At 64.6% G+C, this 15,775-nt stretch carries 12 protein-coding genes and 1 tRNA gene; 4 read left to right on the top strand and 9 right to left on the bottom strand.

Translation table 11 applies throughout. From position 1 onward, the window contains the following. Positions 1–7 precede the first annotated feature (7 nt). The 4 genes from thrC to argS are packed head-to-tail and all read right to left on the bottom strand — an operon-like array spanning position 8 to position 5,437. Positions 8–1,075 carry a threonine synthase gene (gene thrC, locus KVY23_RS18820; RefSeq protein ID WP_230557780.1) on the bottom strand — a complete coding sequence of 356 codons (1,068 nt, stop codon included), beginning with the start codon at positions 1,073–1,075 and terminating at the stop codon, positions 8–10. Then, positions 1,072–2,370 (bottom strand): homoserine dehydrogenase, encoded by a 1,299-nt coding sequence (locus tag KVY23_RS18825; protein ID WP_230557781.1) that lies wholly within the window; start codon positions 2,368–2,370, stop codon positions 1,072–1,074. Before KVY23_RS18825 ends, thrC begins: the two co-directional genes overlap by 4 nt. After that, the gene (gene lysA, locus KVY23_RS18830) at positions 2,367–3,788 is read right to left on the bottom strand and encodes a diaminopimelate decarboxylase (protein WP_075837497.1); all 1,422 of its coding nucleotides are present in this window, start codon (positions 3,786–3,788) and stop codon (positions 2,367–2,369) included. Before lysA ends, KVY23_RS18825 begins: the two co-directional genes overlap by 4 nt. Next, positions 3,785–5,437, bottom strand: a complete 1,653-nt coding sequence (gene argS, locus KVY23_RS18835; protein WP_230557782.1) for an arginine--tRNA ligase — start codon at positions 5,435–5,437, stop codon at positions 3,785–3,787. The genes lysA and argS overlap by 4 nt, the downstream gene beginning before the upstream one ends. A gap of 244 nt (positions 5,438–5,681) precedes the next feature. Between argS and KVY23_RS18840 the strand changes: the two genes are divergently transcribed. Next, the gene (locus KVY23_RS18840; protein ID WP_230557783.1) at positions 5,682–6,593 is read left to right on the top strand and encodes a DUF3105 domain-containing protein; all 912 of its coding nucleotides are present in this window, start codon (positions 5,682–5,684) and stop codon (positions 6,591–6,593) included. After that, entirely contained in the window at positions 6,590–7,315 is a 726-nt protein-coding gene (locus KVY23_RS18845; protein WP_230557784.1) for a DUF305 domain-containing protein, read from the top strand. The genes KVY23_RS18840 and KVY23_RS18845 overlap by 4 nt, the downstream gene beginning before the upstream one ends. Before the next feature lie 19 nt (positions 7,316–7,334). Here the strand turns inward: KVY23_RS18845 and KVY23_RS18850 are convergent, their stop codons facing one another. Beyond that, positions 7,335–9,728, bottom strand: a complete 2,394-nt coding sequence (locus tag KVY23_RS18850) for a phosphoketolase (protein WP_230557785.1) — start codon at positions 9,726–9,728, stop codon at positions 7,335–7,337. 141 nt (positions 9,729–9,869) lie between these two features. Here KVY23_RS18850 and KVY23_RS18855 point away from each other — a divergent pair. Together KVY23_RS18855 and KVY23_RS18860 are read left to right on the top strand one after the other, a co-directional pair. After that, positions 9,870–9,942 (top strand) — tRNA-Arg (locus tag KVY23_RS18855). 78 nt (positions 9,943–10,020) lie between these two features. Continuing rightward, on the top strand, positions 10,021–10,911 hold the full coding sequence (locus KVY23_RS18860) for a hypothetical protein (protein ID WP_230557786.1): 891 nt from the start codon (positions 10,021–10,023) through the stop codon (positions 10,909–10,911). On the opposite strand, the gene KVY23_RS18865 is transcribed toward KVY23_RS18860, so the two are convergent. Genes KVY23_RS18865 through KVY23_RS18880 form a run of 4 tightly spaced genes read right to left on the bottom strand, consistent with a single transcriptional unit; the run spans position 10,908 to position 15,767 of the window. Beyond that, entirely contained in the window at positions 10,908–12,026 is a 1,119-nt protein-coding gene (locus tag KVY23_RS18865; protein ID WP_230557787.1) for a 3'(2'),5'-bisphosphate nucleotidase CysQ, read from the bottom strand. The two genes, KVY23_RS18860 and KVY23_RS18865, sit on opposite strands and share 4 nt — an antisense overlap. After that, positions 12,023–13,864: an adenylyl-sulfate kinase gene (gene cysC, locus KVY23_RS18870; RefSeq protein WP_230557788.1), complete on the bottom strand. Its 1,842-nt coding sequence runs from the start codon at positions 13,862–13,864 to the stop codon at positions 12,023–12,025. Before cysC ends, KVY23_RS18865 begins: the two co-directional genes overlap by 4 nt. Next, a complete protein-coding gene (gene cysD / locus KVY23_RS18875; protein WP_230557789.1) occupies positions 13,864–14,811 on the bottom strand; it encodes a sulfate adenylyltransferase subunit CysD in 948 nt (315 codons plus the stop codon). Before cysD ends, cysC begins: the two co-directional genes overlap by 1 nt. 59 nt (positions 14,812–14,870) lie before the next feature. Further along, entirely contained in the window at positions 14,871–15,767 is an 897-nt protein-coding gene (locus tag KVY23_RS18880; protein WP_230557790.1) for an IclR family transcriptional regulator, read from the bottom strand. Between the last annotated feature and the right edge of the window lie 8 nt (positions 15,768–15,775).

Raw genomic sequence — 15,775 nt, forward strand, 5'->3', positions numbered from 1 at the left:
TCCGTCACTATGCCAACTCGAGTGCAGAGGCCACCGCTACGGGATCGACCGGAATCGGTTCGACGACAGGCATACCCGACAGTGCAGTGTCGGGGTCCTTCAGGCCGTTACCGGTGACGGTGCAGACGACCCGGAGTCCGCTGTCGAGCCAACCTTCCTTGCGTGCGGCGAGGAGCCCGGCAATGCTGGCGGCCGACGCGGGCTCGACGAAGATGCCCTCCAACCTGGCGACCATACGGTAGGCCTCCAGAATCTCGTCGTCGGTGGCCGCACGAAACGCGCCGTCGGATTCTTCCTTTGCTGCAACTGCGCCGTTCCACGATGCGGGAGAACCGATGCGGATTGCGGTCGCAATCGTCTCCGGGTCCGCCACCGGTGCGCCGTGCACCAGCGGAGCAGCGCCTGCGGCCTGCACACCGAGCATGCGCGGCCGGCGTGTGGTCAGCCCGTCACGGAAGTACTCCGAGTAACCGCGCCAGTACGCGGTGATGTTGCCCGCGTTACCCACTGGAAGTGCGTGCACGTCGGGAGCGTCACCGAGTGCGTCGCAGATCTCGAAGGCCGCCGTCTTCTGCCCCTCGATCCGCACAGGATTGACGGAGTTGACCAGACCGATGGTCGGAAACTCCGCGGTGGTCTTTCTCGCCAGTTCGAGACAGTCGTCGAAGTTCCCCTGCACCTGGATGATCCTCGCGCCGTGCATCACTGCCTGGGCAAGCTTGCCCATCGCGATCTTGCCCTGCGGCACGAGTACCGCACACCCCATGCCCGCCTTGGCTGCGTATGCAGCCGCGGACGCCGAGGTGTTGCCCGTCGAGGCACACAGAACCGCTTCCTGACCACGAGCCAGCGAATCGGTGACGGCCATCGTCATACCGCGGTCCTTGAACGAACCGGTCGGATTGAGGCCCTCGACCTTCAGGTGCACCTCACAACCGGTGATCTCGGACAGTCGCTCCGCGTGAATGAGCGGCGTCCCACCCTCGAGCAGGGTCACAGTCTTCCAATCGGGCCCGATCGCGAGGCGCTCGCGATAGGCCTCGATCAAGCCTGGCCACGGGGTGTGCACGGTCATTCGGTGCCTTCCAATCTGAGAACACTGGCGACGGAGGTGACGACGTCGAGGCTGTCCAGGGCGGACACCGTCTCGGACAGCGCCGAGTCCGCGGCCAGGTGGGTGACGACGACGAGCCTGGCTCCGTCGCCCGAACCCTGCTGCCGCACCGTCGAAATACTGACATCGCGCTTGGAGAACTCCGCGGCGACCGTCGCGAGGACACCCGGTTTGTCCGCGACCTGCATGCTGACGTAGTAGCGAGTGAGGATGTCGCCCATGGGTGCCACCTTCAGCTTCGCGTACTTCGATTCGAGAGGTCCTCTGCCACCGTAGAACTTGTTTCGAGCCGCCATCACGAGATCACCGAGAACCGCGGACGCGGTGGGTGATCCACCTGCGCCCTGGCCGTAGAACATCAGTCTTCCCGCGGCCTCGGCCTCGACCACCACGGCGTTGAACGCGCCGTTGACAGTTGCAAGGGGATGGTCCCGCGGCACGAGCGCCGGGTACACGCGCGCCGAGATGCGTTCTTTACCCGTCGGCGTGGTGATGCGTTCGCAGATGGCGAGCAGTTTGATGGTGCAGTCCAGCGAACGTGCCATCTCCAGATCGCCCGCGGTGATGTTGCTGATTCCCTCGCGGTAGACGTCACCAGCCGTTACCCGCGTGTGAAATGCGATGGAGGCGAGGATCGCTGCCTTCGAGGCAGCATCGTAGCCTTCGACGTCGGCGGTCGGATCGGCTTCGGCGTAGCCCAGGCGTCCCGCCTCGGCAAGCGTTTCGGCGTAGTCGGCACCTGTCTCGTCCATCGCGGAGAGGATGAAGTTGGTGGTGCCGTTGACGATTCCCGCAACCTTGGTCACTCGGTCGCCGGCCAACGACTGCATCAGGGGTCGCACCACCGGAATTGCTCCGGCGACAGCAGCCTCGAAATAGAGGTCGGCACGTGACTCCTCGGCTGCGTCGGCGAGCTCACCGGTGTACTCGGCGAGAAGCGCCTTGTTCGCTGTGACGACCGACTTGCCCTGTTTCAGCGCGGAGTAGATGAGCGCACGGGGGACATCGATTCCCCCGAGTACCTCGACGACGATGTCTACGTCGTCGCGATCGACCAACGCGGCCGGATCATCGGTCAACAGCTCGGGGTCGACGCCGCGGTCACCGTCGACACGCCGCACGGCGATGCCTCGGATCTTCAGTGGCGCACCAACTCTGGCTTCGAGATCCTCGGCGTTCTCGGTCAGGATGCGAACTACTTCGCTTCCGACGTTTCCGAGTCCGAGAACGGCGATTCCTATCGGCTTCGATGTCATGGCTGCACCTCCAAGCTGAGCAGATCTTCGAGTGTCTCCCGGCGCAGAACGAGCCGGGACTTTCCGTCTTTCACCGCGACGACAGCGGGTCGCGTCAACAGGTTGTATCTGCTGGACATCGAGTAGCAGTACGCACCGGTGGCCGCAACGGCCAGTAGGTCACCGGGACCGACATCGGCCGGCATCCAGGTGTTCTTGATGACCACATCACCGCTCTCGCAGTGCTTTCCGACGACGCGCGCAAGCACCGGATCGGCCTCGCTTCCGCGGGAGACGAGCCGGCAGTCGTACTCGGCCTGATAGAGCGAGGTACGAATGTTGTCGCTCATACCGCCGTCGACGCTGATGTACCGGCGACGCGTCTGCGCGTCCACCGTCACGTCCTTGATGGTCCCGACCTCGTACAGCGTCACGGTTCCCGGACCGACGATCGCACGCCCCGGCTCGACATCGATGGTCGGAACCGGCAGGCCGACCTGCGCGGATTCGGTTGCCACGATCGCCTTCAGCTTCGCGGCGAGTTGATCGATCGGAGGCGGATCGTCGCTGGGAATGTACGCGATTCCCATGCCCCCGCCGAGGTCGATCGTCGAGATCTGGGCGGTCTTCTCGACGCCGAACTCCGAGACCACATCGCGCAGCATCCTGAGCAGCTTGTGTGCCGCCAACTCGAAACCGTCGACCTCGAAGATCTGCGAGCCGATGTGGCTGTGCAAGCCGACGAGCCGCAGGTTGTCCGTTGCGAAGACGCGGCGTACTGCTTCGAGTGCCGACCCGTCGGCGAGGGAGAAGCCGAACTTCTGGTCCTCGTGTGCGGTTGCGATGAACTCGTGCGTGTGCGCCTCGACTCCGACGGTGACACGAACGAGAACGTCCTGCACGGCGCCCAGCTCACCGGCGATGGTGTCGAGCCTGTCGATCTCGATCATCGAGTCCAGGACCACGTGTTCGACGCCGGCGCGCACGCCCGCAGTCAGCTCCTCGATCGATTTGTTGTTGCCGTGCATGGCAATGCGGGCAGCCGGAAACCCTGCTGCCAGAGCGACACTGAGTTCGCCACCGGAACTGATGTCCAGCGAGAGGCCCTCGTCGTCGACCCAACGGGCGATCTCGCCACACAGGAATGCTTTCGAGGCGTAGTGCACTCGCGCAGGATCACCGAATGCCGCCGCCATGTCGCGGGCACGCATACGGAAGTCGTCCTCGTCGATGACGAACAGCGGCGTGCCGTACTGCTCTGCAAGCTCCGTGACCGGCACCCCCGCCAACGTCACGACGCCGTCCTCGCCGCGCGCAGCGTGACGCGGATAGACGTGTTCGGGGAGCGTCGTCATCTCCGACGCGGTTGCGGGCTTCGCGAAGGCAGTGTCCTGGGCGGGGGCGTCGGCGTGCTTCGGGCCGGCCGGATGCGCGCTCACATCCGCTCCGGTGCACTGACGCCGAGCAGGCGCAGGCCGTTGGCCAGAACCTGGCGGGTTGCATTGCCCAATGCCAAACGAGCGGTGTTCACAGGCCCTGGCTCCTCGTCTCCTTGGGGAAGTACTCTGCATGCTCCGTAGAACCGGTGGTACGCGCCGGCCAACTCTTCCAGATATCGCGCTATCCGGTGTGGTTCGCGAAGGTTGGCGGCGCTGGCGACGACCCTGGGGTAATCACCGATGGTTCTGATCAGTTCGCCTTCTTGTTCCTGGGTGAGCAGGCTCAAGTCCGGGTCGTCGGCATCGATGCCGAGTTCGGCGGCGCCTCTGGCCAATGAGGCCAGGCGTGCGTGCGCGTACTGGACGTAGTACACGGGGTTCTCGTTGCTGGCACTCGCCCACAGTTCGAGGTCGATGTCGATACTCGAGTCCACCGACGATCGGACCAGCACGTACCGGGCGGCGTCGACGCCGATCGCGTCCACCAGATCGTCCAGAGTGATGACGGTTCCGGCGCGCTTGCTCATCTTGACCGCCACGCCGTCACGAACCAGGTTCACCATCTGACCGATCAGCACCTCGACCGTGTCGGGGTCGTCGCCGAACGCAGCCGCTGCAGCTTTCAGTCGACCGATGTAACCGTGGTGATCGGCACCGAGCATGTAGATGCACAGGTCGAATCCGCGCTGGCGCTTGTTCTGGAAGTAAGCAATGTCACCGGCGATGTAGGCAGCGTTTCCGTCGCTCTTGATTACGACGCGGTCCTTGTCGTCGCCGAAGTCGGTACTGCGCAACCACCAGGCGCCGTCCTCCTCGTACAGACTTCCCGAGTTCTTCAGGTAGTCGACACTGCGTTCCACCGCGCCGGACTCGAACAGGGAGTTCTCGTGAAAATAGACATCGAAGTCGACACCGAACTGGTGCAGATTGCGCTTGATCTGTTCGAACATCAGCTCGACGCCGATCGACCGAAACGTTTCCGCCTGAGGCTCGGCAGCCATGGCGAGAATGTCGGGGCTCTTCTCCACCACAGCCCTGGCGATCTCGTCGATGTATGCGCCGGCGTAGCCGTTCTCGGGCGCCGGTTCGCCCTTGGCCGCGGCGATCAACGATCGGGTGAACCGATCGATCTGCTCACCGTGATCGTTGAAGTAGTACTCACGTACCACCTCGGCGCCCTGTGCCGTGAGAATCCGCCCGAGCGCGTCGCCGACGGCCGCCCACCGAGTACCGCCCAGGTGAATGGGCCCGGTCGGATTTGCGGAAACGAACTCGAGGTTGACCTTCTTCCCCTCGAGGCCGTTCGCGTTCCCGTAGGCATCGCCCGCGGCCAGTGCCTGCGCGACGATGGCGCCTTGCGCGTCTGCTGCGAGGCGGATGTTGAGGAATCCCGGACCGGCCACATCGGCGCTGGAGATGGTCGCCTCGGAGGCGAGCGCCTCGGCCAGCCAGCCTGCGAAATCGCGTGGGTTCGCACCGGCCTTCTTGGCAACCTGTAGTGCGACGTTGGTGGCGTAATCGCCGTGCTCAGGGTTACGCGGACGTTCGACCGTCACCTTTTCGGGCAGCACGGACACGTCGAGGCCACGGTCGGTCAGCACCTCGGCGGCAGTGCTACGTAGTAGTTCGGAAAGATCGGCGGGAGTCACAGGTGACTATCCTATGGTCTGAGGTACGGCCGGTCGGCAGCCAGTGCCTCCCGGCGAGTACGCACGCGCCCACCGCAAGCACCTCGAAGCGTCCCCTCACCTCCGGAACGTACAGTGATGGCGTTCTGCTTTTCACGAGATCGCGAGGGGTCGGTGGTCCGGCACGTGGCACCGACCAGCAGATATCACCGGCAGCAATGTGCGCTTCGGCGCACCAACGACAACCGAAAGAGCAACGACAGCGATGCCCACGGGTTCCGATAACGGCGGTAGCGGCAAGAAGTCGGCTGCCAAAGCCAACAAGGCCATCAAGGCCGCACAGAAGAAGAGCGGCGTGCCCGCTGCGAAGTCGGGGCTCGTCACGGGACGTCAGATCCCCTGGCTGACCGTCGGCGCCGTGGTGGTCGTGGTCGGCTTGGTCGCCATCCTCGCGGTCAATCTTTTTCCGAAGTATCAGAATCAAGCCGAACTGCAGCGATGGGAACCCAGCGAGAGCAACCAGGACCCGTCGACTGAGATCGCCGACATCGCAATCCAGGAGTACCCGGCGGCGCTGCACGTCGCCGACACCCAGCGAGTCGCCTACGACCAGTCACCGCCGTTCGGCGGACCACACGACAGCGTGTGGGCGACGTGCACCGGCGTGGTCTATCCGGAGGCGATCCGCACCGAGAATGCCGTGCATTCACTCGAGCACGGCGCAGTGTGGATCACGTACAACCCCGATGAGCTGTCGCAGGATCAGGTGGCCACGCTGGCCGACAAGGTCGACGGCGAGAGTTACATGATGATGTCGCCGTATCCCGGCCTGGATTCGCCGATTTCACTGCAGTCGTGGGGTCACCAGGTGAAGGTGGACAGCGCCGACGACGAGCGCGTCGACCAGTTCATCAATGCACTCCGGTTGAACCGTTACGCCTACCCGGAGGTCGGCGCGAGCTGCTCGACGGTTCCCGGTGTCGGAGGATTCGATACCGACAACCCACCGCCGTTCGACGCCTCGGAGCCCGGCACTGATGCGGTCCCGATGGACGGCGGAGGAATCACCCCGGACCCCACCGAGATGGGCGCACTGCCGTCCGGCCTCAGCCTGCCGAGTGATCTTCAGCTACCGAGCGATGTCGAGCAGCCGGTCGCGCCGGTGCCCGGTTCATGACGGCAGAGAGCACCGAGCCCGCCCGCCTGCGCCGAGTGGGCGGCGGGCAGCGGGCAGCACTGCTGCTGTTGGGTCTCGTCGCCGCGCTCGCCATCGGGTTCGCGCTGGGTTTTCTCGCCCGTACGACCACGATCGGCGGCAACGACGCCGTCCCGGCGGCCGACTCCGTCGACGTCGGGTTCGCGCAGGACATGTCCGTGCACCACAACCAAGCCATCGACATGTCCGCGATCGCGCTGACGAGCGCGTCCGACCCACTCGTGCGGAACCTCGCGTTCGACATGCTGACCTCTCAGCAGAACCAAGTCGGTCAGATGCAGGGATGGTTGGCAATCTGGGATCGAGCCCCCGTCGGAGCCGACGGTTACATGGGTTGGATGACCGGTAGCGACCACTCGCACGCCATGACAGACGGCGACATGACAGACGGGGACATGACAGACGGGGGAGGCTCGGTGTCGGCCATGCCGGGGATGGCGTCCTCGGACGATTTGACAGCTCTTCGGCAGGCCACCGGCACCGACGTCGACGTGCTGTTTCTGCAACTGATGCTGCGACACCACGAAGGCGGCCTGTCGATGATGGAGTATGCAATCGACAATGCCGACACCCCGGCTCTCGCCCGACTGGCGGAGTCGATGGTCTCGACGCAGGAGAGCGAATCCACGCTGATGACGCAGATGCTCGCCGCACGAGGCGCGGAACCGCTCCCCTTCCCCTGATTCACGCGCGGCACGACGGCTAGCCCTTGGCCGTGAAGGTCCAGTCGGTCACCTCAGGCATGTCTTCGAGGTGCTCGATGACATAGCTGGCGTGCCGATCGAGTTGTGCGGTGCAGTAGTCGGCAAGTTCGTGTCCCCGCTCGGGCACGCGACGCGCGCGGCGCAGCGCTTCGTGGACCAGGTGGTAACGGCTCATCTTGTTCAGGACAACCATGTCGAACGCTGTCGTGGTGGTGCCTTGCTCGACGAAGCCGCGCACGTGGAACCGACCTGCATTGGGACGCCCGTGCAGCAACTGGTGGACCGCACGCGGGTAACCGTGGAAGGCGAACACCACATCGGTGTCGGCAGTGAACAGATCGATGAACTGTTTGTCGGTGAAGCCGTGCGGATGCTCGTCGACGGTGAGCAGCGCCAACAGATCGACCACGTTGACCACACGCACCCTCAGATAGGGCACCCACTCGCGGAGCAACTGCGCGGCAGCGAGAATTTCCTGGGTCGGGACATCGCCCGCGGCGGCGAGAACGACGTCGGGCTCGCTCGGACTTGCTCCCGACGGCGACTCGGTGCCTGCCCAGTCCCACACCGACGCACCTGCCACGCAATGCGCGTGCGCCTGCTCGAGGGTCAAGTACTGCAGGTGCGGCTGCTTGTCGACGACGATGAGGTTGACGTGGTCACGGCTGCGGAAGCAGTGATCGGAGATCGAAAGAAGCGTATTGGAATCCGGCGGCAGAAAGACTCGCACGACGCCCGGCGCAAGCGGGAGTATCGCGTCGATCATCCCCGGCCCCTGATGCGAGAAGCCGTTGTGATCGTTGCGCCAGCACGTGCTCGTCAGCAGCACGTTCAGCGAGGCCACCGGTTCCCGCCACGCCAGCTCGGCAGCGTGTTGCAGCCATTTGACGTGCTGGATCATCATCGACACACTCACCATCGCGAAAGCCTCGTAGCTGGCGAACAGGCCGTGGCCGCCGGCGAGAACATATCCTTCCAGCCAGCCCTCGCAGAGGTGCTCGCTGAGGACCTCCATGACGCGGCCGTCGGGCGAGAGGTGGTCGTCCCATTCGTTCGTCGGTAGCTGCCAGCATCGATCCGTCACCTCGAACACTGCCGACAGTTTGTTGCTCGCCGTCTCATCCGGTGAGAACAGCCGGAAGTTTCCGCCACCGTCCTCGCGCCGATTGTGGGCGTAGATGTCGCGCATGAGTTCACCGAGCACAGTGGTGGTCGGATGGAACGCCGCGCCCGGCGAATCGATCGAAATCTCGTACTGCTCGAGCGGCGGCATCCGGAGCGGGCGCAGCAGCCGGCCACCGTTGGCGTAGGGCGTGGACCCCATCCGCTTGTCCCCGGAGGGCGCCAGCTCCGCGAGCTCGGGAACCAGCGCGCCGCGCTCGTCGAACAGCTTCTCGGGCCGGTACGAGCGCAGCCACGACTCCAGTTGCGCCAGATGCTCCGGGTTGTCGCGGACACCGGACAGCGGCACCTGGTGTGCACGGTAGGTGCCTTCGACGAGGACCCCGTCGACCGTGTGCGGCCCCGTCCATCCCTTCGGAGTGCGGAGCACGATCGCCGGCCAGCGCGCACCGAAGACGTCTCCCCCGCTCCGAGCTGCGGTCTGGATGGCACGAATTCTCTCGTGTGCATCGTGGAGGACCCGCGCGAGTTCGGGAAACACGAGACGTGGATCGTCGCCGGAGACGACGACGGGCTCCCAGCCCTGACCGTGCAAGAAGTCGACGATGTCCTCGTCGCGGCTGCGCCCCAACACCGTCGGGCCTGCGATCTTCGCCCCGTTGACGTTGAGTATGGGCAGGACGGCGCCGTCACGTCGAGGATTGAGAAATGCCGGGAGCTTCCAGGATGCGGCGAGCGGACCGGTTTCGGCCTCGCCGTCGCCGATGACACAGGCCACCGTCAAGTCGGGCCGATCGAATGCCGCGCCGCCTGCGTGCACCAACGCGTAGCCCAATTCTCCGCCCTCGTGGATGCTGCCCGGGGTCTGCACGCTCACGTGGCTCGGTATACCGCCTGGTGCGGAGAACTGGCGGCACAGTCGACGGACGCCGTCGTTGTCGCGCGAGATGTGCGGATAGATCTCCGAGTACGTCCCCTCGAGGTAGGTCGACGCGACGAGCGCGGGACCGCCGTGGCCGGGGCCGGTGACGTAGAGCCAGTCCGAGTCCGTGGCCACGATATGCCGGTTGAGCAGCGTGTAGATCATCGACAGACACGGGCTGGTACCCCAGTGCCCGAGCAGCCGAGGCTTGATGTGCGCGGGGGTCAGTGGTTCACGCAGCAGCGTGTTCTCCAACAGGTAGATCTGTGCCACCGTCAGGTAATTCGCGGCCGACCACCAGTCGAGATCGAGGTCGAGATCTTCGTTCGAGTACACGTGCTCGGTCATCGGGCATCCCTTCGATGTGCAGGCCTCGTCTGTGGCGTACCTCTGTACTGTCCTCCTCCCATGTGACAACGAGGGTGATTTCAGGTGACGCATGCGATGCGCTACTGTTGGACCCGCCCACAGGCGCGCCGACCACGGCGGGCCCCCGTAGCTCAGGGGATAGAGCGTTCGCCTCCGGAGCGAAAGGCCGCAGGTTCGAATCCTGCCGGGGGCACCCATCTACTCTTGCGCTACCGTAAGCATCTCTACTGCAGTCTCTCCGGAGAGGCACCGATGATGCGAGACTTGCACGGTGTCCGATTCCCAACTCGACGACGCAGCATTCGAGATCTATTCCGTCGATCCCACCGAGTTCGTCGCCGCGCGTAAGGCTGCCGCTGATTCGGCGAAGAAGTCCGGCGATCGCAGACTGGCAGCAGCAATCGGGAAGCTACGCAAACCCACCACCGTCGGATGGATGGTCAACCTACTCGTGCGCGCAGAGCCCGAGGACATTGCGGAACTGTTCGATCTGGGTGACAGCCTGCGTAGCGCGCAACGACGTTCGGATGCCGAAGAACTCCGATCGCTCTCCGCCCGACGTCAGCAGTCGATTCGGCTGTTGTCTCGCCGTGCCGCGGAACTGGCAGCCGCGCACGGGCGGTCGAGCACCGAGGATGCGGTCAGGGAGGTCGGACAGACGCTCGGCGCCGCTCTCGCCGATCCCGAAATCGCTGAACGTGTCCGCGCAGGGAGGGTGGTCACCGCGGAGTCCTACAGCGGCTTCGGACCCGCCATATTGGCTTTGGCGCCCGAACCCGACGAGTCGGATGATCATGAAGACGAAAACCTCGAAGTTGCCGCAGAGGAATCGGATTCGAACAGCGAGGACGCGCGCAACAATGAGGCCCTCATCGAGGAGCTCGCGAACCTCGAAGAGGCACGCGAGGACGAGGACGCCGCGCGCATCGCGGCCGAGGACGCGCAGTCGGATGCGGAGAGCGCCGTCACGCAGCTCGCCGAAATCAAGGATCGTCTCACTCGGCTCCGCGCGGAGCTCCACGAACTCGAAACCCAGGAAGCCGACGCGCGCAAAGCGGAGAAGTCGACCGATCGCGAATCACGTCGTCTGGCACGTGTTCTGGACGACGCACGGACCAGGACGGCCGAGTTGGAACGCACAGTCGACGAGCTGGGTGGCTAACCGGGTTCGATGACGGCGGTGATCGCCGTGATGTCGCCTGCCGGTATCTCGAAGTGTTCGGTGACCGCAACCGTCATTCCGCCGTCGAGATCGAGAAGGTAGCGTGCGACGACACTGGTACCCCATTCCCGAAACCGCACGTCACGCACTCCGGAGATGGGCCTGTACTGCTGGCCCTGTTCCAGATCATTGCTGATGAATTGCCCTGTGTCACCGGTATTCTTGCCGTTCTCCACGCGCAGGCACGCCTGACCCAAACGTAGCTTCGTGGCGTCGTGACTGACGAGGGCGTCGATATATTCACGAGCCATCGCGACGCGTCCGGAATCGGCCTCGCGCGTCGCATGGATGGAAATGCCCGACACGAGCGCCTGCGCCAACTCGGGCCGACAAATCAGCAGATCAGGTAGATACGGGTGCGATCGGTTGTAGAGCAGGGGCGATCCGTCGATACGCGAACAGTGCAGTCCCGCAGCGAGCGCCACCCCCACCGGGGCCGCGGAGTCCCACTCCCACTGCCCACCGGAGTGCACGTACGCATCGACATCGCCGCGTACGACGGCCATCGCCTTTGCACCTGCAGATCCCATACGGATCACCTCGCCGCCAACCTCAGCAGCGAGCGCATCGATGTAGTAGGGCGGACGACTGTCACTGACAACCAGCGTCGGTCGGCTCGTACGCTGGGACGGAAGAGTAACCTGCGCAGTGGAATACACCGTGTCGAGCGCTGGCTGAGCCACCGCGCACGCCGTCATGCCTCGGCCGGTCTCCCACAGTCCGACGTGGACCGCCCAGTCGTCACGGCCCTCCATTCCGTACTCGCGCGACCCGTCCAGTGGATCGATGATCCACACTCGAGAGGCATCGAGCCGGGCCGGGTCGTCGGCGGACTCCTCGGACAGGATCGCGTCATCCGGACGTTCGCGCCCGAGCCTGGAGACGATGAGGTCATTGGCCTCGGCGTCGCCGAGTCGCCCTAGTTCGCGTCCGGTGGTTCTTCCGCGCTCACGTTCGCGGACCTCGAGCAGTAGCCGTCCCGCGGCCCCCGCCATCTCGGCTGCAAGAAGTGCGTCGTCGGCGAGAAGTGTGTCTTCGGTGAACGGTGTACTCATGAGCTCAACAGTTCCACGATGCGGGCTGCCTGCGCCGCCGGATCACCGTCGGAGGGGCGAATCACGAGATCGGCTCGCTGCGGAGCCTCGTAGGGATCGTCGACTCCGGTGAAACCGGTGATCTCGCCGGCGCGGGCTTTCGCATACATGCCCTTCGGGTCTCGGGTCTCGCATACGTCGAGCGGTGTGTCGACGAAAATCTCGTAGAACGGCAGACCCGCCCCCTCGTGCAGCCTGCGAGCGGAGTCTCGGCCGTCTCGGTACGGGCTGATCAAGCACACGACGGCAATCAGACCGGCATCAGCGAACAGGTGCGCAACCTCCGCCACCCGACGGACGTTCTCGTCCCGGCTACGTGCGTCGAAGCCGAGGTCGGAGTTCAACCCGTGCCGCACGTTGTCGCCGTCGAGCAGGTAGGCGGGTCGACCGGACGCGACGAGCAACCGCTCTACCTCTGCTGCGATCGTGGACTTGCCCGACCCGGAGAGCCCGGTGAGCCACACCGTCGCGCCTCGGGTCGCGCGGTCGCCGCGCGCGACCCTCGATGAATGCCATACCACCTTCGACGCGGAAAGTGCAGGGCCGGAAATCATTCCGCCGGCAACGGTGGCACCGGTTGCCTCGTCGACGAGCAGGAAGCTTCCGGTGACCCGGTTGCGTCGGTACGGATCGAACAGCAGTGGCTGGGTCGTTCGAATGCGAATGCGGCCGATGTCGTTGAGTGCAAGGGACTGCGCTGACACGTCGCGGTGCAGTGTGTCGATGTCGAGCCGGTACTCGAGTGCATCGATTCGAGCCGTGGTCGTGGCGGTGGTGTGCATCAGCAGATATCTGTCGCCCTGCCGTAACTGCGCACTCTCGGACATCCAGCAGATCATCGCGTCGATATCCGTACCCACCATGGGCCGGTTGTTCGGGCGGCACAGCATGTCCCCACGTCCGACGTCGATGGCGTCCGTCAACTCCAGACACAACGCGGATCGGGCGAAACCCTGCTCCAGCGGGACGCCTCCCGGGCCCCACACCGCAGCCACGGTCGTGGTGAAGCCGGAAGGCAGCACCACGACCTCGTCTCCCGGTGCGAATACGCCACTGGCCACAGTTCCGGCGTAGCCACGGAAGTCGGCGTGTTCGCTCGATCCGGTCCGGGGGCGCACGACGTATTGCACCGGGAATCGGGCGTCGATGAGATTGCGATCGGAGGCGATGTGGACCTCTTCGAGGTGGTGCAGTAGCGAACCACCCTCGTACCAGCTCATTCTCGCGGTCCGGTGCACCACGTTGTCGCCGTCGAGCGCGGACATGGGTATGAACGTCAGATCCGGTACATCCAGTTTGGCTGCGAACGATTCGAAGTCGGATCGGATCTCGTCGAATCGTTCTCGGGACCAGTCGACGAGATCCATTTTGTTGACGCACAGCACCAGGTGCGCGATTCCCAGCAGAGACGATAGGAAGGCGTGTCGCCTGGTCTGCTCGACGATGCCGTAGCGCGCATCGACGAGGATCAGGGCCAGGTCGGCAGTCGAGGCGCCGGTGACCATGTTGCGGGTGTACTGCACATGCCCGGGCGTATCGGCGATGATGAATTTTCTCTTGGGGGTGGCGAAGTAACGATGTGCCACGTCGATGGTGATGCCCTGTTCGCGTTCGGCGCGCAGCCCATCCGTCAACAGAGCCAGGTCTGCGCTGGTACCTCCGCGTTCCCTGCTCGTCTTCTCGATAGCCTCGAGCTGGTCCTCGAAGATCGACTTCGAGTCGTAGAGCAGCCGCCCGATCAGCGTGGACTTGCCGTCGTCGACGCTCCCTGCCGTCGCCACCCTCAGCAACTCGGACATCAGAAGTACCCTTCTTTCTTTCGGTCTTCCATACCGGCCTCGGAGATTCGATCGTCGGCTCGCGTGGCACCGCGCTCGGTAATTCTGCTCGCGGCCACTTCCACCGCCACCTCCGTAGCGTTGGCGGCGGAGGACTGCACGCACCCGGTGCAGGTCGCGTCACCGACGGTGCGGAACCGTACGGTCGAGTCGAAGACTTCATCGCCCGGTAGCAGTGTCACGAATCTGGTTGCGGCCAGGAGCATTCCGTCTCTCGGGACGACCGGACGCCGATGTGCGTAGTAGATGTTCGGCAGTTCGATACCCTCCGCGGCAATGTACTGCCAGATGTCGAGCTCGGTCCAGTTCGACAGCGGGAATACACGGATGTGTTCACCGCGCCGGTGTCGTCCGTTGTACAGCTGCCACAGCTCGGGTCGTTGCGCGCGTGGATCCCATTGCCCGTGTTCGTCTCGAAAACTGAACACCCGCTCCTTGGCACGCGCCTTCTCCTCGTCGCGTCGTGCGCCGCCGAAGACGGCATCGAAGGAGTTCTCCGCGATTGCGCGCAGCAGGGTTCGGGTCTGCAAGCGATTTCGAGAGGCCCGAGGCCCGATCTCTTCCTGTGAGCGCCCCGCATCGATGTCGTCCTGCACACTCGCGACGATCAGCTTGACACCGGACTCGGCGACGGCGCGGTCGCGGAACTCGATCACCTCGTCGAAGTTGTGACCGGTATCGATGTGCATCACAGCGAACGGCACACGGGCCGGCCAGAACGCCTTGGCCGCGACATGGAGCATCACGACCGAGTCCTTGCCGCCGGAGAAGAGCAGAACCGGACGCTCCGCAGTGGCAGCAACCTCCCTGAAGATGTGCACGGCCTCGGCTTCCAGAGCCGCGAGGTGCGTGAGTTCGTGGTGGATCGACGTCGCCACTGGCCGCCCTTCCGTTGCCTTTCGGTCCATATTTGGACCGCCCCGGTAGATTCCTATGAGGAGAACAATAGAACGTGTTCCTGCACAAATCAACGGTTCGGCGAATGCCCTCCGACTTCGAGGGTGATCGCCTCCGCCGCCGCGACGAGAGACTGCCCTCGCTCGACGATCTCCGCGCCGGTGATGGCGGCTCCGACATGCAACGTCAGCACCAACGCCTGTGCACCGTGGGCGTCGTAGGTGGGGGCGGCGATCACACTGACCTCGTGCACCGCGTCCGATTGCGCCTCCCGCATTCCCAGGTAGACCCGTTCCCCCAACCCCGAAACCATCTCTCCGAGAAGTTCACGCACCTCCTTCGGTAATTCGTCGGCAGCAACCCCTGCCATCACCGAATGCAGTTTCTGCCCGACCGCGGTGAGCGTCTCCACGAGGTAGCCGCTGCTGCGACACTCCTCCACCACCCGCGCAAGGTGCTCGGTGTCGATGCGCACGGGCAGTGTCGGTTCGCGATTCAACCAGGCCTCGAGCCTGTCGTCGGCATCCCACAGGACGTACATCAGACCGATGGGCGGGGCGAACGGGTACGCCTGACCGATCCGTCCCGACCCGCGGCGTGAATTCGGTTCGACCGACTCGAGCACGGTGATCCGATCCGATACGACCGCAGATGCCGTGCACGTCGTGTCGTACCTCTCGCTGAGTTCGGCGAGATGCTTGCGCGCCACCGGTCCGATGGCGAAACCGTTCTGTGCGGCGCGACCGGCGGCGATCAGCGCCGGACCCAGACCGTAGGTGACCGAGACCGGGTCGCGGACCAGGTAGCCCGCCTCGACCAGCGAGGTGAGGATGCCCAGGCATGTCGGTTTGCTCAGCTCGAGAGCCCGCGCGAGTTCCGAGAGCCCGAACCTGCGCCCGCTCCGCGCGACGAGGTAGTTCAGGACCGACACGACACGGTCGGTGGGTGGAGACGAGCGCGTACTCATTGACCCTC

It is taken from the genome of Rhodococcus sp. I2R, assembly GCF_020889545.1.
Classification (GTDB): Bacteria; Actinomycetota; Actinomycetes; order Mycobacteriales; family Mycobacteriaceae; genus Rhodococcoides.

Coding starts and splice junctions, on each gene's coding strand:
- thrC (WP_230557780.1), bottom strand. CDS start 1,075: ATGACCGTGCACACCCCGTGGCCAGGCTTGATCGAGGCCTATCGCGAG.
- KVY23_RS18825 (WP_230557781.1), bottom strand. CDS start 2,370: ATGACATCGAAGCCGATAGGAATCGCCGTTCTCGGACTCGGAAACGTC.
- KVY23_RS18840 (WP_230557783.1), top strand. CDS start 5,682: ATGCCCACGGGTTCCGATAACGGCGGTAGCGGCAAGAAGTCGGCTGCC.
- KVY23_RS18845 (WP_230557784.1), top strand. CDS start 6,590: ATGACGGCAGAGAGCACCGAGCCCGCCCGCCTGCGCCGAGTGGGCGGC.
- KVY23_RS18850 (WP_230557785.1), bottom strand. CDS start 9,728: ATGACCGAGCACGTGTACTCGAACGAAGATCTCGACCTCGATCTCGAC.
- KVY23_RS18865 (WP_230557787.1), bottom strand. CDS start 12,026: ATGAGTACACCGTTCACCGAAGACACACTTCTCGCCGACGACGCACTT.
- cysC (WP_230557788.1), bottom strand. CDS start 13,864: ATGTCCGAGTTGCTGAGGGTGGCGACGGCAGGGAGCGTCGACGACGGC.
- cysD (WP_230557789.1), bottom strand. CDS start 14,811: ATGGACCGAAAGGCAACGGAAGGGCGGCCAGTGGCGACGTCGATCCAC.
- KVY23_RS18880 (WP_230557790.1), bottom strand. CDS start 15,767: ATGAGTACGCGCTCGTCTCCACCCACCGACCGTGTCGTGTCGGTCCTG.